The 21,324-nt window shown below is 62.0% G+C and carries 18 protein-coding genes; 6 read left to right on the top strand and 12 right to left on the bottom strand.

Features of this window, described 5'->3' with window-relative positions; all coding sequences use genetic code 11:
- The first annotated feature begins 15 nt into the window (after window positions 1-15).
- Window positions 16-1,893 (top strand): DUF3084 domain-containing protein, encoded by a 1,878-nt coding sequence (locus tag FNU79_RS09500; RefSeq protein ID WP_143720612.1) that lies wholly within the window; start codon window positions 16-18, stop codon window positions 1,891-1,893.
- Between the two features lie 112 nt (window positions 1,894-2,005).
- Here FNU79_RS09500 and FNU79_RS09505 read toward each other — a convergent pair whose 3' ends face one another.
- A complete protein-coding gene (locus FNU79_RS09505; protein ID WP_143720613.1) occupies window positions 2,006-3,202 on the bottom strand; it encodes a sugar ABC transporter substrate-binding protein in 1,197 nt (398 codons plus the stop codon).
- Between the two features lie 221 nt (window positions 3,203-3,423).
- Here FNU79_RS09505 and plsY point away from each other — a divergent pair, with 221 nt between their 5' ends.
- Window positions 3,424-4,029, top strand: coding sequence for a glycerol-3-phosphate 1-O-acyltransferase PlsY (gene plsY / locus FNU79_RS09510; protein ID WP_143720614.1), 606 nt, complete (start codon window positions 3,424-3,426; stop codon window positions 4,027-4,029).
- 1 nt (window position 4,030) lies between these two features.
- Here the strand turns inward: plsY and FNU79_RS09515 are convergent, their stop codons facing one another.
- The gene (locus FNU79_RS09515; protein WP_143720615.1) at window positions 4,031-5,911 is read right to left on the bottom strand and encodes an ABC-F family ATP-binding cassette domain-containing protein; all 1,881 of its coding nucleotides are present in this window, start codon (window positions 5,909-5,911) and stop codon (window positions 4,031-4,033) included.
- 300 nt (window positions 5,912-6,211) lie between these two features.
- On the opposite strand from FNU79_RS09515, the gene FNU79_RS09520 reads away from it, so the two are divergent.
- Window positions 6,212-7,831 (top strand): FecR family protein, encoded by a 1,620-nt coding sequence (locus FNU79_RS09520; protein ID WP_185974659.1) that lies wholly within the window; start codon window positions 6,212-6,214, stop codon window positions 7,829-7,831.
- Window positions 7,818-9,257: a CHASE2 domain-containing protein gene (locus FNU79_RS09525; protein ID WP_143720617.1), complete on the top strand. Its 1,440-nt coding sequence runs from the start codon at window positions 7,818-7,820 to the stop codon at window positions 9,255-9,257. Before FNU79_RS09520 ends, FNU79_RS09525 begins: the two co-directional genes overlap by 14 nt.
- Before the next feature lie 10 nt (window positions 9,258-9,267).
- On the opposite strand, the gene FNU79_RS09530 is transcribed toward FNU79_RS09525, so the two are convergent.
- The 3 genes from FNU79_RS09530 to FNU79_RS09540 are packed head-to-tail and all read right to left on the bottom strand — an operon-like array spanning window position 9,268 to window position 12,139.
- Complete coding sequence (locus FNU79_RS09530) at window positions 9,268-10,260, bottom strand: NAD(P)/FAD-dependent oxidoreductase (RefSeq protein ID WP_225429999.1); 993 nt, start codon at window positions 10,258-10,260, stop codon at window positions 9,268-9,270.
- A gap of 6 nt (window positions 10,261-10,266) precedes the next feature.
- Window positions 10,267-10,761 (bottom strand): DUF6630 family protein, encoded by a 495-nt coding sequence (locus FNU79_RS09535; RefSeq protein ID WP_143720618.1) that lies wholly within the window; start codon window positions 10,759-10,761, stop codon window positions 10,267-10,269.
- A gap of 13 nt (window positions 10,762-10,774) precedes the next feature.
- A complete protein-coding gene (locus tag FNU79_RS09540; RefSeq protein ID WP_143720619.1) occupies window positions 10,775-12,139 on the bottom strand; it encodes an FAD-dependent oxidoreductase in 1,365 nt (454 codons plus the stop codon).
- Window positions 12,140-12,260: 121 nt separating this feature from the next.
- On the opposite strand from FNU79_RS09540, the gene FNU79_RS09545 reads away from it, so the two are divergent.
- Entirely contained in the window at window positions 12,261-12,620 is a 360-nt protein-coding gene (locus FNU79_RS09545) for a hypothetical protein (protein ID WP_143720620.1), read from the top strand.
- Window positions 12,621-12,666: 46 nt separating this feature from the next.
- Window positions 12,667-13,116, top strand: coding sequence for a hypothetical protein (locus tag FNU79_RS09550; protein ID WP_124867743.1), 450 nt, complete (start codon window positions 12,667-12,669; stop codon window positions 13,114-13,116).
- 118 nt (window positions 13,117-13,234) lie between these two features.
- Here FNU79_RS09550 and FNU79_RS09555 read toward each other — a convergent pair whose 3' ends face one another.
- The 7 genes from FNU79_RS09555 to FNU79_RS09585 all read right to left on the bottom strand — a co-directional run bounded on the left by FNU79_RS09555 (window position 13,235) and on the right by FNU79_RS09585 (window position 21,254).
- Window positions 13,235-14,179 carry an ABC transporter permease gene (locus FNU79_RS09555; protein ID WP_124867745.1) on the bottom strand — a complete coding sequence of 315 codons (945 nt, stop codon included), beginning with the start codon at window positions 14,177-14,179 and terminating at the stop codon, window positions 13,235-13,237.
- A 40-nt stretch (window positions 14,180-14,219) separates the two neighbouring features.
- The gene (locus tag FNU79_RS09560) at window positions 14,220-15,257 is read right to left on the bottom strand and encodes an ABC transporter permease (RefSeq protein WP_143720621.1); all 1,038 of its coding nucleotides are present in this window, start codon (window positions 15,255-15,257) and stop codon (window positions 14,220-14,222) included.
- A gap of 102 nt (window positions 15,258-15,359) precedes the next feature.
- Entirely contained in the window at window positions 15,360-16,961 is a 1,602-nt protein-coding gene (locus tag FNU79_RS09565) for an ABC transporter substrate-binding protein (RefSeq protein ID WP_404825782.1), read from the bottom strand.
- A 71-nt stretch (window positions 16,962-17,032) separates the two neighbouring features.
- Window positions 17,033-17,743, bottom strand: coding sequence for an ABC transporter ATP-binding protein (locus tag FNU79_RS09570; RefSeq protein WP_143720622.1), 711 nt, complete (start codon window positions 17,741-17,743; stop codon window positions 17,033-17,035).
- The gene (locus FNU79_RS09575; RefSeq protein WP_143720623.1) at window positions 17,736-18,596 is read right to left on the bottom strand and encodes an ABC transporter ATP-binding protein; all 861 of its coding nucleotides are present in this window, start codon (window positions 18,594-18,596) and stop codon (window positions 17,736-17,738) included. The genes FNU79_RS09570 and FNU79_RS09575 overlap by 8 nt, the downstream gene beginning before the upstream one ends.
- Window positions 18,593-20,227 carry a branched-chain amino acid ABC transporter permease gene (locus FNU79_RS09580; RefSeq protein WP_143720624.1) on the bottom strand — a complete coding sequence of 545 codons (1,635 nt, stop codon included), beginning with the start codon at window positions 20,225-20,227 and terminating at the stop codon, window positions 18,593-18,595. Before FNU79_RS09580 ends, FNU79_RS09575 begins: the two co-directional genes overlap by 4 nt.
- 13 nt (window positions 20,228-20,240) lie before the next feature.
- Window positions 20,241-21,254, bottom strand: coding sequence for a branched-chain amino acid ABC transporter permease (locus FNU79_RS09585; RefSeq protein ID WP_143720625.1), 1,014 nt, complete (start codon window positions 21,252-21,254; stop codon window positions 20,241-20,243).
- Window positions 21,255-21,324 lie beyond the last annotated feature (70 nt).

Here is a 21,324-nt window from a genome sequence, read left to right on the forward strand (position 1 = left end):
GACTAAGGCAAAGGCGTGCTACTCGGCTTTCTGATTTTTGTGGTGCTGCTGTCGGGCTTGGTGGCCTACAGCGCCGATACCATTGCCCGCAAAGCCGGGCGCAAACACCTGCGCCTCTTCGGACTGCGGCCCAAGACCACCGCGCTGATCGTGGCAGTGGCCTCGGGCATGGGCATTAGCTTGGCCTCGGTGCTGGCGTTTGGGCTGATTAACCGCAGCGCGATCAACAACATCGTTCAGGCCGACAAACTGCGGGTGGAACTCAAGCAGCTCAAAAAAGACGTGAGCGCCACCACCGCCGACCTCACGGTGGCCGAGCAGGAGCGCGACGCCGCCAATGCCCGCGTGCGCCAGTCCAAAGGGGAAACCGCCGCGGCGCTGGCCGACCTTACGGGCGCTGAAGACAAGCTCAAAACGACCCAAGCCGCCCGCAGCAAGCTGCAAAGCGAAGTCAGCGGCTTGCAGGGCCGAGTGACCGAACTGGCAAACCTCAAACGTGACCTCGAAGCGCAGGCCGCCAAAAACCGTCAGGCGCTGAGCAACTCGCAGCGAGCCCTCGAAGACAGCCGCCAGCGCGAACTGGCTCAAGCGGCACGGGCGAATTTGCTCGGTACACAGATCGTCGACCTCGACAGGCGCAGCGCTTCAGCTCAGCAAGACGCCAAAACGGCTCAGGCCCAAGCGGAAGCATTTCAGGGCCAAGTGCAGGCGCTGCAAGACCAAACCAAGACGCTTGAGGCCAGCCGTGCCAAAGTCGGGACGCAGCTCCAAGCGGCTCAGCAAAGCCGCGATCAAGCGACGCGCGAACTCGGCGCGTTGCGAGAAGAGCGGCAAACCCTCTTGGCCGGAAGGGACGCGGCACTTTCACAGCGAAATGTGGCCAATGCCTTGCGCGACCAAGCCAACGTGGAGCGCAATAAGGCCACAGTGGAGCGGAACAAAGCGGCGGCGGAGCGCGACCTCGCCAACCAAGCCCGCACGGCGGCCACCAAGACCCTCAATCAGGCACTCAGCGCCCGCGACAGCGCTTTGCAGGCCCGCGATTTGGCGCAGGCCCAGCGCGAAAGCCTCGCCGCCGAGCGCGACCAACTGCTTAAGCAGCGCAGCAACCTGACAGCCCAGCGCGACGCGGCCGCCCAAGACCTGAGCAGTATCCGCCGCGAGCTGAGCACTTTGCAAAACATGATTGGCACTTTAGACAGCCAGCGCCAAAATCTGAGCGCCGCCAACGACACCCTTAAAAACAGTCTCAGCAGCGCCCAAGCCAACTTGTCCAAGCTCGAAGTCGACTATTCACGCACCAACAGCGAACTGAGCGCCAACCGCAACACCGATCTTATTTACAGCCGCAACGACCTGGTGTATGCCGGCGTGGTGGCCAGCGTCCGCAACGTGCCGGACTTTTTGAAAGCTGCCGCCACCGCCGCCCAGAAGCAGGGCGCTCGCGGCACCCCCGCCGCGCGGCTTTCGCCGGATGCCCGCGCCCAACTCGACACCAAACTACGCGGCCTGAACACCAACACCTTCGTACAGTGCCGCGCCGCCGTCAACGTCGCTACCGGCTTTCCGGTCGACCTCAACTGTGACGCCAAGCCTCAGACCGTGCTGTTTCGGCGCGGTCAGGTTATCCGCCAGGTCAGCATCAACTTGCAGCGCGGCACCGACAACCTCAGCTCGCAGCTCACCGATTTGATCCGCGATACGGTCTTTGATCTGACCTCCAAAGGCGTGCCGCTGGAATACATCAACGATCTGGGCCTGAGTGACAGCGAACGCCTCGACGTACTGGGCAAACTCGGCGCTCAGAGCGGTGCGAGCGCGGTGGTGGGCCTAGCCGCCCGCGACGACATCCGCCCCGGCGTGCCGGTGGATTTGTATCCGGTGTTGAAGTAGGGGAAGGAGAGGTGATACTGAGCTGTATTGATAGGCTTCCGAATGCCGCTCTAACTCCGTAAAACCAAAAAAGCGCCCCACCACTTTCGGCGGGGCGCTTTGGTCGCTTAATTTACTTGATGTTGCCGTTGATCTCTTTGACGGCACCGTCCAAGATGCTGGTGTAGTTCGGGTTGGCTTTCTGCACGCTCTGGGCCACGGCGTTGCTCCAAGGCCCCCACACCGCGCTCATTTGCGGCACGTTGGGCATCGGGGTTCCGGCGCTGATGGACTTGCCGAAACCTGCCACCACGGGGTCACTCTTGAGCTTGACACGGGCCGACAAGCTCACCGGGATGCGTCCACCGGCTTTGTTGAAGGCCACCTGAGCGTCGCCGCTCACCAGCGCTTTGGCAAACTGCGCCGCCGCCACTTTGTTTTTGCCGTAGGCGTTCATCATTACGCCCTGCACGCCGACGAACGGCGACCACTTGCCGGTGGCTCCGGTGGGCGTAGGCAGCGCAGCGATGCCGTAATCGATGTTGGCTTTCTTGATGTCGGCCATGTCCCAGGGCCCGGTCAGCAGCATGGCGAGGCGGCCCTGCACAAAAGCGTCTTTGGCCACGCCGCCGTCCACGCCTTCGGGCACCAGGTTGTACTTGTAGCGCAAGTCGTTGAGCATCGCCGCCGCTTTGTCGGAACCGGCGTTGGATAACCCCACGTCCTTGACGTTGACGGTGCCGCCAGTGGTTTTGAAGACGTAGCCGCCGTAAGCGCTGAAAATGCCGTAGTTCATGTAAGCGTTGGAAAGGTCAACCAGGAAGCCGAACTTGCCGCTGCCGGTGTTGGCCTGCGCCGCCTTGATAAAGCCGTCCCAGGTGCTGGGCACGCCATTGGGGAGGATTTTTTTGTTGTAGACCACTGCGACGGACTCGGCGAACATCGGCAAGCCGAAGAGTTTGCCTTGGTAGGTCATGGCGCTCACGGCCGTTTTGTCGAGGTCGCTCTTGGAAGTGACGTACTTGTCCATCGGCTCGATCACTCCGGCGGCGGCGAGTTGGCCGAGGCGGTCTTGCGGCAACGTCACCACCAAATCTGGGCCTTGGCCCTTGGGAGCGCTCTGAATCATCTTGTCGGGCAGTTGGTCAAACGGCACGCTGACGATTTGCACCGCGTTGCCGCTGGTCTTGGTGTAGGCGGCGGCTTGTGCTTTGAGCCAGGTCAGTTCGCTGTCGCCAAAGTGAGTCCAGACGGTGAGGCTGGCCGCAGAAGCGCTGCTCAGCAGGGACAGAGAAACGATGGTCAGGGCCGACTTAAACACTTTTTTCATAAATCTCCTCGGGGGCGGATGAACCGCTTCCAGTTTGTTTGTCTCTTTCTGCGCTCTGAAAATGAGAGCAGCGCAGCACTTCAGCGGAGCAGAAAAACGTTAGAAAAAGAATTGTTGTTCGGCAAGCAGTATACGCCTGCTGCTGGGGCGAAGGCAACGCTTGTAAGCCCCCAAAAGCCCATTAGGCCCCCAGCCGTGTGCGGGCAGGTACAATTGCAGGCGTGATCTTGAACACTTTACTCGCCCTGGTCTTCGCTTATTTGCTGGGAGCCTTGCCGGCCGCCGCCTGGATCGCGCGTTCACGCGGCATTGACATCCGCACGGTCGGTTCCGGCAACGCTGGAGCCACCAATGTGCAGCGCACCCTCGGCTGGGGGCCAGGCTTGGCGGTGGCGCTTTTCGACGTTTTCAAAGGCGCGGCTGCTGTCTGGCTGGCCCGCTGGCTGGGTCTGCTGCCCGAATGGGCGGCGATGTGCGGCGCTCTGTCCATTCTGGGCCACAACTACAGCCCCTTCTTGGGCTTTAGGGGCGGCAAAGGCGTGGCCACCAGCTTCGGCACCATCGTGGCGATTGACCCGTTGGTCGGCTTATGCGTCGTTATTCTGGGCGTTTTCACGGTGGCCATCACCCGCTACGTTTCGGCAGGCAGCATGATCGGCGGCGCGGTGGCCGTCACCACTGCTTTCGCTTTGGGCCGCCCGTGGTGGGAAGTGATTTTACTGCTGCTGCTGTGCGTTTTGGCAATCTGGCAACACCGCGAGAACATCAAGCGGCTGCAAGCGGGCACCGAGCGGCACATCGGCAAAAAGGGCGGAGCGGCAAGCTGAATCAGCTCCGTGCTTCGACTTCCACCTGCGCTTTTTCCCAGTGCTCCATGCGGGTCAGGAGTCGCTCCTCCAGCTCGGCGGCCTGTTGTCCCAGTGCGGCAAAGTCAGCGGTAGGAGAGGCGTGGGCCAGCGCATTCTGGGCTTCGTCAAGTTGAGCTTCCAACTGGGCGACTTCCACCTCTAAGCGCTCCACCTCGCGCTTGAGGTGCCACAGGCCCTTGCCTTTGGGATTGGCCGGATTTTGCCTCACGGGCGCGGCCTTGGCTTCCGCTTCTTTTTCAGCGGGGCGGTGCTTTTCGCGGTAATACTGCCAGCCGCCGGGGTACTCGTAAAACTGGCCGTCTTCGAGGAGCCAGATGCGGTCGGCCAGATGCTCGATGAGGCGTCTATCGTGGCTGACCATCAGTAGCGTGCCGCCAAAATCGTCGAGCGCTCCCTCCAGACTTTCGAGCATCTCCATATCGAGGTGATTGGTCGGCTCGTCGAGCACCAAGAAGTTGTGGTCTTCCTGGGCCAGCTTGAGGAGCGCCAGCCGCGCCCGCTCGCCGCCCGACAGCACTTTTACGGATTTGTCGTGGCTCAGGTACGGAAACATATAGGTGCCCAGCAAATCGTGGGCCTCGGCGTCTTTTTCGACGTATTCGCGGGCCTCATGGTAAAGGGTGCTGCTTTCGTCCACGCCCCTGAGCTGCTGATCGTAGTAGCCCACCGTGACTCTGGCTCCGGTGCGGCTCTCACCCCTCGGATCGTCGCTGGGCATCAGGCCGAGCAGCACCCGGAAGAACGTGGTTTTGCCCGCACCGTTGCGGCCAACCAGCGCCACCCGCTCGCCCTGGCGAATTTGCACCTGAACATTTTCAAAGAGGGTTCGCCCGGCCAGGCGCTTGGTGAGGTGGCGGGCGTCGAGGATGATGTCACCGCTGGGCGGAGCGTGAAAGAGAATCCGGGCGGTACGCTCGGCTCTGGGCGGAGCGCTGGCCGCCGACTTCTTGAGGCGCTCCAAGCGGGTTTCCATACTGCTGGCGCGGCGGGCCAACTTGGACATACCCAGCCCCCAGATTTTCATGCGGGCCGCCGACGCGGCGAGGGTGGCCACCTTTTTGGCGTCTTGCTCGGCGCGGGCCTGCTGGCGCATGAGTTCTTCGTCGAGGAGGGTGCGGAAGGCGCTGTAGCCCGCTGGATAGACTTTGACTTCACCGCGCCACAGGTGAGCGGTTTCGTTGGTGGCGGCGTCAAGAAACGCCCGGTCGTGGCTGATGACCAGCACCGCGCCCGGATAGCGTGACAAAAACGCTTCCAGCCACTCCACCATCACGATGTCGAGGTGGTTTGTAGGCTCGTCGAGCAGCAAGACATCGGGATTTTCAACCAGCAGCGCGGCCAAGCCCAGCCGGGTGCGCTCACCGCCGGAGAGCTTGGACGTGGCGTCGTGTTCGCGGCCCCGGAAGCCGAAAGCCAGCGTCACGGCGTCTTTGCGCGAGCGGCGCTCGAAGCCGCCCCGCCGGGCGTAGTGTTCGAGCAGTTCGGCGTGGTGCTGAATGCTCTCGGGCGTGCCGAGATGCATCGCGGCGGCAGCTTCTTCCAACTCGGCTTCGAGGGCGTCGAGTTCGTGAAACGCCGCTTCCATCACGCTCGACACGGTGCTATCCGGCGGGAAGCTGGGGTCTTGGGTCAGGTTGCCCACCCGCACCCCGGGAAAAATCCGGATGGTTCCAGCGTCGGCTTTCTCCGCGCCGAGCAGCAGCCGCAGCAAAGTGCTTTTGCCTGCACCGTTGCGGCCCACCAGGCCGATGCGGTCACCGGGATTGATCTGCAAACTGACATTGGTCAGCACCGGCTGAGCGCCGTAATCTTTTTGAACATCTTCTAAAGCGAGCAGCACGGCGTAAAGTATGACATGGCCGCGTGGGAATACCCACCCCGACTTCAGTCAGTGACCAAATAAGCCCAATCGGTGGGAGCCTTCCCCAGCCCGGAACGGACATTACTGGCGCACTCAGCCGCCCCGGCCCCCCAAAGCACAAAGCTGCGAACTCTCTTCACCCACAGGATTTTAATCTTGAGCAAAACGAGACGGTTAGGCAGCCCACCCGCCTGCATCACCTGTCCACTTCTTCATCGTCAGCGCTCACCCCACCTTGTAAAGTCAGCGCCGGAACACGGAGGCCGCTAAACTGTGGATGTGCGTTTGTTAATTTTTCTTCTTTTTGATTTGATCCTTCTGCTCCCCGAGACAGCCAGCGCTGAAACGGGAGCGCCGCCGACGCTGCAAAAGGTCAGCGGCAGTGTCGAGAGCCTCAGCAGCACTTGGCAAGCCGCCGTGACTGACCAACCCGTTAAGCAGGCGCTACGAATCGGGGTGGGGCGGGCGCAGTTGCAAAGCGCGGGTGGGCAAGTCTTGGCATCAAGCGGGTCAGCGCTGCGGATTTATCAAAATGAACCGGACTTCCAAACGGGGAAGTTTTATTTGACTGGCCAAGTCAGCTTCTTCAGTCAAAAAGCTCACCTCTCGGCAGCCGGCCAAGTGCGCGTGGACGTGACGGCACCGACCCGCCGGGTGGCGGTGATCGCTGGCAAGGCCCGCATCTCGGTGGGCAGCAAGCTCTACACCCTCGGGGCCGGTCAGCAGTACGATTTCGGCACGCAGAAGATCACGGCTTTTGCTGAGCGCGACGCTTGGTACCGCTCGCAGTTCAGCGGCGAAGGCGAAGCGGTCATTGAAGCCGCCACCGGGCCAGTCAGCATTCAAGACGCGCCCGCTCCCAACGCCAGCGCCGCGCCGGTTAAGCGCCCAGTCAAGCTCGGTGAAAAGCTCAACGTCGGCCAGCAGTTGCTGACGGGCGCTTCAGCGTGGGCCGAAATCGGCTTTACCGGCGGCGGCTATCTGCGCCTCCAGCCCCAGAGCGCTCTGAGCGTGCTGAGCATTGACCAAATCGTTGACCGTACGGGCCGGACCAAGCGCCAAGTGGTACTGAAACTGCTGCGCGGCAGCGCTTGGAATGTGGTGGCCAAGCGGCAGGGCGGCTACGAAATCACCACCCCGATTATTACCACGGCGGTGCGCGGCACAGTCTTCCGGGTGGATGACAGCGGCCTCGTGAAAGTCTTTGACGGCCAAGTCGAGCTGCCCAGCAGCGCGGGCTTGCTGCTGCTCAGGGGCCAGCAGCGCACCGCTGCCGGAGAAGTGCAGCCGCTCGTCACCGACGCGGCGGACGCCGCCAACCTCGCGCTCGATACTCAGCGCTCAGGGCCGATTCAACTCGACTTGAGCTTGGCACCGAGTTTGCTGGATTTGGCGCTGGTCGTCCGCAGCCAGCCAGAGAATCGCCTGAGCGTGCAGGTGGCGGGGCGCGACCTTCCCATGATTGGCGACGCCGAGGGCAATTTCAAGCTGCAAGGCGGCGATAGATTGCAAGGCCGCTTGCCCGAAGGCCGCTACGACGTGACCATCCGCGCAGAGCGCGGCGGCCGCCAAAAAACGATTAGCCGCGTCCTGCTGATTGACCGCACCCCACCCCTGCTGCTCGGTGTCCAATCGAGCCGGGCGGGACGGTTGATCCGCTTGAGCGGCCAGATTCAGGATGTGTCCGGCACGGTTGTGCTGAGCGCACAAGTCGGTGGGCGCAGCTACGCCCGCACCCTACGCCTGCCGCAGCAAGCCGACTTCGATTGGACGCTGCCGCTGCCGACACCCGGCGCAGCGGTGACGCTTCAGGCCCGCGACACTGCTGGCAATCTTCGCCGGGTCGAATTCAGTGCCGGCGCTGCGGGCGAGGGCGGTGTGGGTTATGCCGCGCCCTGAGCGCCGCGCTGTTCTCGCTCCACTGGCCGCGCTCCTCGCCGTGGGGCTGCTGATGGGCTTTCCAGAAAATGTGCGGCTGTGGAGCGTCCTTGACCGCACGTTCACCCGTCCCCCAGACCCCAGAGTGGTGGTGGTGGGCATCGACGACGCCTCGCTGCGCGATTACGGCCGGCTGAGCGATTGGAACCGCGACCTCTACGCCCGCGCCCTCGGCACCCTGCGCCAAGCCGGAGCCAAAGCAGTGGGGTTTGACATCTTGTTCGGCGCTCCAGCGGCGGGCGACGCCTCTTTGTCGGCTGCTGTGGGTCAGGGCGGGGTGGTGCTGGCCAGCAGTCCACAACTGCCGCAGGGTGCCCGCGCTTGGAAAGCCCTGTACGGCGTGGCCAGCCTCAATATCGAAGGCGGAGCGGTCAGCCGCTTTCAAACCGCTTACCAAAGTACGGACGGTCAGCTTTGGCCCAGCTTCAGCGCACAGCTTGCTCGGCTGGCAGGAATCAGTCGGACACTCGACACGAGTAAGCAACTGCTGCGCTCACTGCCTGCCGACTCAGGGACGCTGCCTGTCTACTCATTTCGGGACGTGGTGGGCGGCAATGTGGCGTTTTCCGAGTTGCAGGGCAAGGTCGTGCTGATCGGCTTAACGGCCAGCAGCGTTCCCGGCACCACTTTTCCTGATTCACGCCTCGATCCGGTGCCGGGCGTGATCTTGCAAGCGGGGGCCGTCTCGTCGCTGCTGGGTGAGCCGCTGAGAAGCGTGCCGTTTTGGCTCAGCGCCCTGATCTGCGCGGCGCTGGCGGCCTCAGCAGTCTGGCTGGGCGATATCTGGGGCTTTGGACTGGCGCTGGTGGGAGTGGGCCTGAGCGTGCCGCTGTTTTTAGGCAACTGGCTGTTTCCCGGCACTGCCGCTTCACTCTCGGCCATTATTGGCACCGCTTTTGTGGCGGGCGGGCGGTTCTGGACGCTGCGCCGCTTCAAGACCCTCGACCCGCTGACCAGACTGGGCAACCGGCTGGCTTTTACCCGCGCCGCCGAGAACCGCTGGAACCAAAGAGCGGCGCGGCCACTGGGCCTGCTGCTGATTGATCTGGGCGGCTTCCGGCGCGTCAACGAGATGTATGGCCGCGCGGCGGGCGACGAAGTGCTGCGCCGGGTCGCCGAGGTGCTGCGGCAAGGGCGCACGCGGCGCGACATGGTGTTCCGCTGGGGAGCCAGCGAGTTCGCGGTGTTGACTGAACCGGCCGGCCCAGATTTGACGCCGCTGGCCCGGCAGCTTCAAAGCGCTTTGGCCGGCACCAGCTACAAAGACATTGCGCTGCGGGTCAGCGTGGGGCAGGCCGTCAGCACGCCGCAGATGAGTCAGCCGAGCGAACTGATCGAGCAAGCCTCTCAAAACCGTTACCGCATGAAGTACCAGCTCGAAGAGTAGTCGGAAACTTTTACGGCAAACGCCGGTCACTGCTGTGGCCCGGCTTGGCTTTTTGGTCAGGGTGCACAAAATGCACGGCGTGGTTGGCGGCCAGCGCGGCTTGAGCGAGGCCCACACTCAAGAGCTTGAATTCGCCGCCCGTCAAGCTGACATCACCTGCCACGAAGACGCCGGGCAACGCCGTGCGCTGAGCCGTGTCCGCCGGAATGTACTCGCCCTGCCAGCCCAGCGGCCAGCTTTGCAGCGGCGTCAAATCTGGCAAGTGGCCGTTCAGGACAACCACCGTATCAGCGGCGACATGCTGCGGCCCGTCTCCCCTGTCCAGCCACGCGCCGGTTGCGTCTAAGCGGCTGAGTTCGGCGGGCGCGTAGATATGCAGTTGCCCACTCTGCCGCAGGCTTTGGAGTTGCGCGAGCTGGGCAGGACTGCCGCGAAATAGGGCGCGGCGGTGCGTCAGGCTCACCCGTGCGCCGCTGGTTGAGAGCTTCAAAGTCGCCTCCACCGCTTGAGGCACGCCGCCCACGATCAAGACCCGCTGGCCCCCCAGCGTTTGCGGATCAGGCGGCAAAGTCCGCAGATCAGGATGCACGCCGCTGAGCTGAACATCACGCGGCAGCAGCGCCCCCAGCCCCGCCGCCACGATCACGGCGCGGGCCGGATAACTGCCCTTTTGGGTTGCGACTGTCCAGCCTTGGGGAGTCTGGGTGAGCTGTTGAGCGACCTCGCCGAAGCGGAAATTAGGCTTGAAGGGAGCGAGCTGGGCGGCAAGTGCGGTGACAATCTCAGCGGCGCGGATAGCCGGGAGGCCGGGCCAGTCATACACCACTTTGTCTGGGTAGAGGGCGCTGAGCTGGCCGCCGATTTCAGGCTGGGCTTCCAAAAGGCGCACGCTGAGGCCGCGCAGCCCCGCGTAAAAGGCCGCGTGAAGACCCACCGGCCCCGCGCCGATAATCAGCAGGTCGGTGGGTGAAGTGTTAGTGGATGAATGGAGCAAAAAAGACACGCTCCATTAAATCAGGTGTGTGCAGAGCGAAAGGGTATGCGTTGCCTGAAAAGCCTCCCTGAGCAGGCTCAACCGTACCGGGAAGGCAAGGTACTCGTCACCACCCGTATCAATTTCGAGCAGCTCGTAGCCCCGTAAACGCAGCCAAGCTGCCGCTGCGATCAGCACCATCGGCACGCAAACACCCGACTGATGAGCCACCTGACTGACGAAGGGAGGTTCGCGCAGCCCCAGCGTGTGTGAGATGGCCTGTACTTGCCACTCCACCTCGTCCACAGCTTTCCAGTCCACCCGCAAGCAAAGCCACCAACGGCTCAAAACCGGATTGAGCCACCACTCCGGAGGATAGACTTCGGGGTAATCCTGAAGAGCAGCGGCCAAGCTATCAAGTTCGCTGCTGTATTCCGCGTCTTCGGGGCTCCGCCTTTGCCAGCGCTGCCTGACGGCTTGGCAGTGCGGCTCAGCCAACGGTGTCAGCAGCCGTTCCAGCAGTTCATCCACGCCGATTGAACCTTCAGCGCCCGGAGCGAATCACTTCGAACATGGCCCCACGCTCGGCCACTTTGAGGCGCGGACGGCCCGCCGCTTGACCTCCGGCGAGTTCGTGGGCTTCCAAGGTCAGGTGATCGCTCAGCGTCACCACGTCGACCTCCCTAGCGGCCAGCAAAGCGTCGATGGCTTCCCGGCTGCTTTCAGGAGCGGGCGTCAAAGTGCCGAGGTCGGCGAGCAAGGTGTTCACAGTTTCCACCGAGTCGGCTTTGTTGGTGCCGATCACGCCGCTGGGGCCGCGCTTAATCCAGCCGGAGGTGTATTCACCGCTGCGCCCCTCCACCCGGCCCGCCGTGTTGGGAATCACGCCGCGCTTGTCGTCAAACGGGACGCCGGGGAGCGCCACCCCCTGATAGCCCACGCTCCGCAGCACCATCTGCACGTCCAGGGTTTCAAATTCACCCGTGCCCACCGCGTTGCCCTCTTCGTCCAGCCGGTTTTTTTCGAGCTTAATGCCACCGACATGGCCCGCTGCGCCCTCCAGAAGTGCTGCGGGCGACACCAGAAAGCGCAGGTGAACTCTGCGGGGCTTGCCCGCCAGCGGCTTGGCGGCAAACCCGCGCAACACGTCCACATTACGCCGCACCACGTTGTCGGTGATGGCGGCGTAGTCCTCGTCACTCACAGCGATTTCTTCTGGAAGCACCACCACGTCCGCGCCCTCCAGCTCGCCGAATTCGCGCAGCTCTTTGGTGGTGAACTTGGCTTGCAGCGGGCCGCGCCGCGCCAGCAGGTAGACGTCTTTGACCTGCGAGTGTTCCAGCGCCGTCAGCGCGTGGGCGGCGATATCAGAAGTGTGCAGTTCGCCGGCAGTTTTAGCCAAAATGCGCGAGACGTCCAGCGCCACGTTACCCGCACCCACCACCGCCGCGCCAGCCGCGTGCAGCAGCATGGTGCGGGCGGCAGCGTCAGGGTGGCCGTTGTACCAAGCCACGAACTCGGTGGCGCTGAGGCTGCCCGTCAGGTCTTCGCCCGGCACCCTCAGCCGCCGATCTGACGACGCGCCCACCGTGTAAATGACGGCGTCGTAGTGCACCCTCAGGTCGTCCACGCTGAGGTCTTTACCGAGTTCGACGTTGCCCAAAAAACGCACCCGCGTGTCGCTCAGCACTTTCTGGAAGAGGGTGGTCACGCTCTTGATCTTGAGGTGGTCGGGAGCCACGCCGTAGCGCACCAAACCGTAAGGGGTGGGCAGGCGGTCAAAGACGTCCACCTCGGCGGGGACTTGGCTTTGCTTAATAAGCGCTTCAGCGGCGTAAATCCCGCTGGGGCCGCTGCCGATCACGGCGACGCGCAGCGGACGGGCAGGAGTGAAGATGGAAGAAGACATATCACCAGAGTCTACAAGACACGCTCAGCAAAAGCGTACGAAAGAAGCGTAAGCCGCCCCCCCCGACACGCTCTAGCCTTCTTCACACCGCGCCTTCAAAAATCCGCTAATCTGTAAGCTGATGCGCGTTTTCTGGTTGCTGGTGGCGGTGGCTCTGGCCGCTCTCTACTTCACGGTGGGGCTGCGGGCCGGCAGCTTGACCTTCACGCCGCTGTATCTGCTCAATGCCCAGGGCAAAAGCACTTACACCTTTCCCACCTATGACAGCGGCAAATTGGAGCTGACCGGCAGTTGCCAGGGCCAGAGCGGCAACGTCACTTTCCGGTTTTTGGCTCCCGACGGCACCGAACTCAGCGCGGTGCGCTGCCCGCCCGGCAATTTCAGTCTCAATCTCAGCGGCGCGGGCGATCCGGGAACCTTTACCCTCAGCGCCAATTATCAGCACTACACTGGAAAAGTAGAAGTCAACGCCGCACATTAGCGTGGTGTGGCCTCCCTCAGGCCCGCTTGCCTCTATACTGCTGCGCATGGACGATTTGCTCAAAGGACGCCTCGGCGGCGCGGATGGATACACCATCCGCTGCGCCATCGACGGCGATAAGATTGTGGGCCGTGCGGGCGGTAAGCTCAGCGGCAAGGACATTGAACTCGAAATCACCGAGCGCGGCGTGGCCGGAACGGTAGGCGACGAAAGCGTACTGATTGAGCTGCAAGACGGCGAGTTGCGCGGCAACGTGGGCAAAGAAAGCCTGACTCTACGCGGCGTTGACCGGGTCAGCGGCTACCTCGGTGCACCGATCGTCGGCTGGAACATCTCGGCCCAGCAAACCGGTGAGAAGCTCGAAGGCCGGCTCGGCAGCACCGTACTGGGGCGCGAATTCAGCTTCGATCTGGGCAGCGCTCCCGGTTGGGTGGGAACATTGGTGGCCGTCGTCGCCTTTTACGCTTTGGAGCCCCGCGCCAGCTTGAGCCACTAAAACCAAGCCAAAAAAGCCCGCGTCCGTAAATGGAGACGCGGGCTCTTTTTGGATCGTGGCATGCGAGTAAGCAGCAGGGGCCGTTTCCTTTGGGAGGCGGCTCCTGCTGCGCTGACTGTTACTGGTTGCTTCTCGGGTCGAGGACGTCTCTCAGACCGTCGCCGAACAAGTTAAAGCCCAGCACAGTGAGCAAAATGGCCAAGCCTGGAAAGATCATCGTCCAAGCCGCTTGGGTGTAGTATTCACGGCTGTCGGCCAGCATGGTGCCCCATTCGGGGGTCGGCGGCTGAGCGCCCAGCCCGATAAAGCCCAGTGCGGCGGCCTCGATGGTGGCCGTGGCGATGCTGAGCGCTCCCTGCACGATCAGCGGCGTCAGGCTGTTGGGCAGCACGTGCTTGAAGATGGTGCGGCCCTGCCCCGCGCCCAGAGCGCTGGCGGCCTGCACGAATTCGCGCTCGCGCACGCTCAGCACCACACTGCGGGCCAGGCGCAAGTAAATGGGAATTTGCACCACGCTCACAGCGATCATGGCGGTGGTCAGGCCGGGGCGGTTGGAGATGCTGACAATACCGATAGCCAGCAAAATACTCGGAAAGGCCAGCATCACGTCGCTGAAGTAGCCCAGCACCGTATCGATCCAGCCGCCGTAAAATCCGGCCAGCAAGCCCAATAAACTGCCCGTCACCAGCGCCAGCACCGTGGCGAAAATCCCGATCTGGAGGCTGACCCGTGCGCCGTGCAGCACCCGCGTGGCGATGTCGCGGCCCAGATTATCCGTGCCGAACGGATGCTTGAAATACTGAACCTTACCGCTGACGGCGTCGGTGTATTTCTCTTTGGTGTCATTGTCCCACAGCGCGGAAATGCTCGGCGGCGCGAGGCGGAAGCGGTAATCGATGTCGGTGGATGGGTCGTAAGGCTGCAAGACCGGCGCGAGCAGCGCGATCACCACAAAAAACAGCACGATCACGGCCCCGACTTTGCCGGGGGCGCTCTTCTTGAATCTGCGCCACAAGATGTTTTCCTGCTTTTTGCGCTTGGGAACGGCGGCGACAACAGTCATATTGCTTCTCCTGAGCGTGTTTTTCCTGCTTGGACGGCCTTCATCCGTACTGAATCCTCGGGTCAAGGAAAGCGTAACTGAGATCGACCAGCAAATTCACCAAACTGACGATCAGCGCCGCAAAAATGACCCCGCCCTGAATCACCGGATAATCGCGCAGCGCAATGGCGTCGTAAAGCCACGACCCCAATCCCGGCCACGAAAAGATGGTCTCGGTCAGCACCGCGCCGCCGAGGAGCGCTCCTATTTGCAGGCCCACCACCGTGACCACCGGCAGCAGCGCGTTGCGCAGCGCGTGCTTGAGCGTCACGCTGCGCGGGGGCAGACCCTTGGCACGCGCAGTCCGCACGTAGTCCTGGCCCAGCACCTCCAAGAGCGAGTTGCGGGTGATGCGGGCAGTGATCGCCATTGGAATGGTGCCCAGCGCGATAGACGGCAAGATCAGGTGGGTAAAGGCGTCCCAAGCGGCGGCAAATTGACCGCGCAGCAGGCCGTCTAGGACATCTAGGCCGGTGATCGGCACAATACTGTAACCGATACTCAGCCGCGCACTCGGCGGCAGCCAGCCCAGCACCACCGCAAAAAACCACGACAGCAGCAGCCCCAGCCAAAACACCGGCATGCTCACCCCCACCAAGCTGACGGTAGTGGCGAGGTTGTCCCAGGGCGTGTTGCGCCTCAGCGCGGCGACGATGCCGGCTGGCAGCCCGATCAGCAGCGCGAAGAGAATCGCGCCGATGGCCAGTTCGGCGGTGGCCGGAAAGCGCACCTTCAGCTCGCTGGCCACCGGAATCTGGCTCTTGATGCCGTTGCCGAGGTCGCCGCGCAGGAGTGCCCCCACATATTTGGGATACTGCGCGTCAAACAGGTGGGCAGGGTCTTTGTAATTGATGAACCAAGGCTGGTTCAGGCCAAGCTGCTCGCGCAACCGGGCTGAGGCTTCGGGGGTGGCCCGCTCGCCCAGCATCGCCACTGCCGGATCGCCGGGAATCGAGCGCACGAAGGCAAACACCACCACGCTGATGCCGATCATCACCAAGAGCGTTCGGAGGAGTCTGCGGATAAGGTAAGCGGCCAAGTCGGAACTCCTTTAGCACAAAAAGAAAGTGGGCTGTGATGTGCGGGAAAGCAAGCAGAGAGGACGGAGCCGCACCGGCGCTCCGCCCTCTCTCATCAAGCGTTACTTCCCAACGATAGAGATTTTGTTGAAAGCTTCGCTGCCCAAGGGGCTCGGGACCCAGCCCTTGACGTAGCTGCGCTCAGCGGCCAGCGGCTGGCTGTGCACGATCGGCAGGCGGTAGGCCGCTTTGTAGGTGATGTCGTGAATCTGCGAGTAGATCTTGGCTTTGGCAGCCTGACCCACAGCGGCGCGGCCCTGATCGAGCAGGGTGTTGAGTTCGGGCGACTTAAAGTTGATGTCGTTGGCGGCGCTCGGGCCGTAGTAAGCGGCGTAGAAGTTATCAGGATCGCCGTAATCGCCGGTCCAGCCGATCATGTACATATCGAAGCCCGGCTCTTTATTGCGGTCGTCGAGGTACTTGGCCCAGTCCTCAGTTTTGAGGTTAACTTTGATGCCGATGGCCGAGAGGTCGGCGGCCATCGCTTCGGCAATCGGTTTGGGATTGGGGAAGTAGGGGCGGCTGACCGGCATGTACCACAAGTCGAGGCTCACGCCGTTGGGGTAGCCTGCGTCGGCCAGCATCTTCTTGGCGGCGGCGGGGTCGTACTTGTAATCGGCGGGCACGTTCTTGGAGTTGGCCCAGCTCAGCACCGGCGGCAAAAAGCTGGCACTGGAAACACCCAGACCGTTCCAGAAGGCGTCCACGATGGCTTTTTTGTTGATGGCCATGCTGATGGCCTGACGCACCTTGTCGTTCTTGAGGTACTGGTTGGAGTTGTTGAGGCTCAGGAACCCGACATTGAAGCTGGGCTTGCGAACTGCCACCAAGGTCTTGTCGGAGGTGACTTGCTTGAGGCTGTCGGGCGACAGGTCGGCGGTGAAATCAATCGTGCCGGCCTTGAGTTCGTTGAGGCGCTGGCTGGCGTCTTTGATCGAGCGGATCACCAGTGTGTCGACTTTGGGTTTGGCACCCCAGTAAGCGGTGTTGGCCTTGAGGGTGACTCTGTCGCCGGTCTTCCACGACACGAAGCTGAACGGGCCGGTGCCGACCGGCGTGCTGGTGGGGGTGCCGTACTTGGCTCCGTCTTTTTTGATGGCCGCTGGCGAGGCGATTCCGAAGTAGCCCGCGCCGACCACCGAAGGCAGCACCGAGCTGGAGCCGGTCAGATCAAAGCGCACCGTGTAGTCGTTGACTTTGACGATGTCTTTGATGACGGCTCCCTTGTCGCCCTTGAAGCCGCCGAGGAGTTGCCCGACGATTTCGTAGGTACGGCCCTGATCGCGGTAGCCGTACTGGTTTTTGGGATCGAAGAAGCGCTGCCAGTTAAAGACCACCGCGTCGGCGTTAAATGGAGTGCCGTCTTGGAATTTGACGCCCTTACGCAGATTAAACGTCCACGAAGTCGCGTCGGCGTTGGCCTTCCACGAGGTCGCCAGACCCGGAATGGTGTCGGTGGTGCCGTCTTTGAAGTGAACGAGGGTGTCGTAGATCTGGTGCTGCACCAAAATCGAGATGCCGTCGGTGATGTTGCCGGACTCCAAGCTGACCGGGTCGCCGTTGTTGCCGTAGACCAGGGTGGCGGCTTGGGCGCTCATGCCCGCTGAGGCGGCCAGAAGGGCAGTTAAAAGAACGTTTTTCAGGGTACGGTTGTTTCGTTTCATGAATCCTCCAAAAGAATGTGAGTTGAGCGGTGAGCCGCACTATAGCGTGTGCGCTCCGTCTTTGCTCGCTGCTAGTCCTCGCCCAAGTAGGCTTTTCTGACGCTCTCGTCTTCGGCAATGTCCGACGCGTTGCCCGACAACTTGACTTCACCGGTTTGCAACACGTAGGCGTGCTTGGCCACCGAGAGCGCCATCTGGGCGTTTTGCTCCACCAGCAAGATGGTGGTTTTGCGCTTGGCGTTGAGTTCGACGATGATGTCGAAAATCGCTTCCACGAACAGCGGCGAGAGCCCCATGCTCGGCTCGTCGAGGAGCAGCAGCTTGGGATTGACCATCAGGGCGCGGGCAATCGCCAGCATCTGCTGTTCGCCGCCGGACATGGTGCCGCCAAGCTGGTTCTCGCGCTCTTTGAGGCGCGGGAAATAGGTAAAGCCTTCTTGGATGCGCTCCTCGACGACTTTACGGTCAGTGACGGTGTGCGCTCCGATCTCCAAGTTCTCGCGGACAGTCAGCTGCGGGAAAATGCGGCGACCTTCCGGCACGTGGCTCATACCCATCTGCATAATCTGGTGCGCCGGCATGCCCGAGATGTCTTTGCCCTGCATGGTGACGCTGCCCTGCTTGGGCTTGAGCATTCCGCTCACCGTGCGGAGTGTAGTGGTTTTGCCCGCGCCGTTGCCGCCGATCAGCGCCACGATTTCGCCGTCGGGCACCAGCACATCGATGCCCTTGAGGGCGTGAATGTGGCCGTAGTAGGTGTGAACGCCCTTCAGTTCAAGCATTCGCACTCCCTTTAATCACTTCTTCTTTGCCGTACTCGCCCGCCACCGCGCCGCGTCCCAAGTACGCTTCCATGACTTTGGGATTGTTGCGGATTTCATGCGGCAGCCCTTCGGCGATCTTGGTGCCGTAATCGAGCACGGTGATGTGTTCGCTCAGGGTCATGACCAAGCGCATATCGTGCTCGATCAGGCAAACGGTCACGCCCAGATCGTCACGGATGCGGCGAATCAGGCTTTTGAGTTCTTCGGTTTCGCGGGGGTTCATGCCTGCCGCCGGTTCGTCGAGCAGCACCAGTTTGGGACTGGTCGCTAGGGCGCGGGCGATTTCGAGCTTGCGCTGATCGCCGTAAGGCAAGTTGGTGGCCAGATCGTGCCGGAAACGGGCCAGACCGACAAACTCCAGCATCAAATTGGCCACGTCTTCGGCTTCTTTTTCCGATTCGTGAAAACGCTTGGTTCGCAGCAACGAATCGATGTAGGTGGCCTTGAGGCGCGAGTGACGGCCCACCATCACGTTTTCTTGGCTGTCCATCGAGGCGAACAGCCGGATGTTCTGAAAAGTGCGGGCGATGCCTGCCGCCGTAACCTGATCGGGCCGGAGGCCAACCAGATTTTCGCCGTCGAGATCCACCGTGCCGCTGGACGGCTCGTAGATGCCAGTGATCATGTTGAAGAACGTGGTTTTGCCTGCGCCGTTGGGGCCAATGACGCTGACGATGCTCTGGCGCGGAATTTCGAGATCGACGTTGTTGACCGCCGTCAGGCCGCCAAAGATTTTGGTCAGCCCTTTGATGCTCAAGATGTTGCCGGAAGCCGCCAACTTGCCGAGGTTGGGACGCGCAGCAGCCGTCATTGTGTACCTCCGCCGCGCTCGTCGTCGGCCCGGGTCGCCACGCCCGGCGAGTAGACTTCCGCCGCATTCTCGGGATTGAGTTCGCCCGCGATCGAGTCCTGCGGGGTCTGGTTATCGGTCGGGTCGTCGTCTTCGTGCATCATGCGGCGTTGCCGAACGCTGGGCAGCAGGCCCTCTGGCCTAAAGAGCATCATCGCCACCAAGATGCTACCGAACACTAGGCGCTGCAACTGAGCCGGATTAACCTGCGGCGGCAAATTCAGGCTAGCCGTAGCCTCACCCAAAGAAGGCAGCAAGCTGATGTTGAGAATGGTCACGACGGCAGCCCCCAAAATTACGCCGGGAATGCTGCCCAGGCCGCCGAGCACCACCATGCTCAGCACCGAGATGGACTGGTTGAGAATAAACGATTCGGGGCTGATAAAGCCCTGCTTGGCCGCAAAAATCACGCCCATGACGCCAGCAAAGCTCGCGCCGGTGGCAAAAGCGATCAGCTTGGTCTTCACCAGCGGAATGCCCATCGCCTGCGCGGCAATTTCGTCTTCGCGGATGGCGATCCAGGCCCGACCAATTTTGGAGCGGTCAAGCCGCATATTGGCCAGAATGATAATGGCGATGATCGCCAGCACCACGAAATACAGGAAAAACAAATTGTACTGTGCCGGTGAAAAGCCCAGCGCTCCAGCCAGAGAATTAAACCACGGCACCGAGGCCGAGCCGATGGGCGTGATGCCCTGCGAGCCATTGGAATAGGTGCTGAGGTTGTTGGCCAGCACCCGGATCACTTCGCCGAGGCCCAGCGTGATAATGGCCAGGTAATCGCCTTTGAGCTTAAGCACCGGCAAGCCGATCAGCACGCCGACGCTGGCCGCCGCCGCCACTGCCAAAATCAGAAACAGCCAGAAGAAATTGGGGTTGACGCCGCCCGCAAAGCCCGCCGCGTTGGCCGAAGCCAAAATGACGATGCCGCGCACCAACAAAGTCACGCCGGCTAGGAGCCCAAACGCCGCCAGCAAAAACGCCGCACTGGTCAGCGGTGGGCGTTTGCCCTTGACCCGGTTGATGGCCCGCAAGCTCAGCGCGGTAATGATGACCAGCACCAAGCCGCCCAGCGCCACCGTAGGGCCGTTGTTGCCGCCGTTGTCCTTGAAGTAAGTCAGGACTTTGCCGATCTGTCCGCTGCCGAAAATGCCCCAGGTGTACGCGCCCACCGCAAAGAAGGCGATATAGCCGAGGTCGAGCAGTCCGGCGAGCCCCACTACGATGTTGAGGCCCAGCGACAGCGCGGCAAAAATGCCGATTTGGATCGCCAAGTCCAGCACCGAGGTGTTGTCGCGCCCAGCCCAGGGCAAAATCAGAAACAGGCTCAGCCCACCGACCAGCAGTTTGGCCCAGAGGTGGGCTTTCCAGCGGTAAGCGAACAGCAAATTCGCCAAAAAGAGGGTCAGAACCAGCGAGGCGACCAAAGGGTTTTTGAGAAAATTGCTGACGACTGAGGGAAGGGCGGCCAGCCAATTTTGCTCCTGGCTCACCAACAAGAGGGCGCTGCTGATCACCGCGATGACGATCAGCCAAATGCTGCGGTCAGGCGCACTGATGGGCAGCTGCGAACCTGGACGGATGGCGGTCATACTGTCCCCGCGTTCATACTTTCTCCACATTGCTGCGGCCCAGCAGCCCGGTGGGTTTGAAGATCAGGATGAGTACCAGCACCAGAAAGCCGCCGATGCGCTGATACGACGAATCGATGACGCCGAGGTTGGCGATGCCCAGCGCGTCGCCGAGGATGTTGGTCACGCCGATGAGGTTCTGGATCACGCCCAGCACCAAGCCGCCCAGCACTGCGCCGGGAATCGAGCCGATACCGCCCAGCACGGCCGCCGTGAAAGCGATGATGCCCGGATCAAAGCCCGAGTACGCATTGACGGTGCCGAACTTGAGGCCGAACAGCACGCCGCTGACGCCGCCGAGCGCTCCGCCGATCAAAAAGGTCAGGCTGATGATGCCGTTGGCGTCAATGCCCATCAGGCCAGCCGTAACGCGGTCTTGAGCAACGGCGCGGATGGCGCGGCCCAGTTTGGTGAAGTTCACCAGGTAATTGAGGGCGGCCAGCGAGAGCAGCGCCACCAAGACCATCACAACTTCTTTGATCTGGAGACTGATGCCGATTTTGGCCAGCAGACTGCCGACGCCGGAGCAAGTGCTTTCAGGGCCGCAAAACGGAGTGCTGAAGCCCTGCGGCAACTGATACGTCAAATCGAAGCGCCCCTGAAAGCCTTCGATAATGCGGATCAAGTCTTGCAAGATCAGTGAAACCCCGATAGCGGTAATCAGCGGCACCAAACGGGGCGCGTTGCGCAGCGGGCGGTAAGCCAGGCGCTCGATGAGGACGTTGAGCCCGCCCGACGCCGCCATCGCCGCGACCAGCGCGATCAGAAGCTTGAGATACCCGTTAATGGGGTTGTCGGCCAGCACCCGGAAGATCTCGAAGCCCACCACTGCGCCGGTCACGAAGACTTCCGAGTGAGCGAAGTTGATGAGCTGCAAAACGCCGTACACCATGGTGTAGCCCAGCGCGATAATGGCGTAGACAAAGCCGAGCACCAAGCCGCTGATAATCACTCCGACCAAAAATGGCGCGAGTGTTGCAAAATCCAAGTGAGTTCCCCCTTTGCGGCGCACAGGCCGCTTCCACAGTCAGTTCAGCGTCAGGTTTGGTTACTCAAAA

The organism is Deinococcus detaillensis (assembly GCF_007280555.1).
Taxonomy (GTDB): domain Bacteria; phylum Deinococcota; class Deinococci; order Deinococcales; family Deinococcaceae; genus Deinococcus; species Deinococcus detaillensis.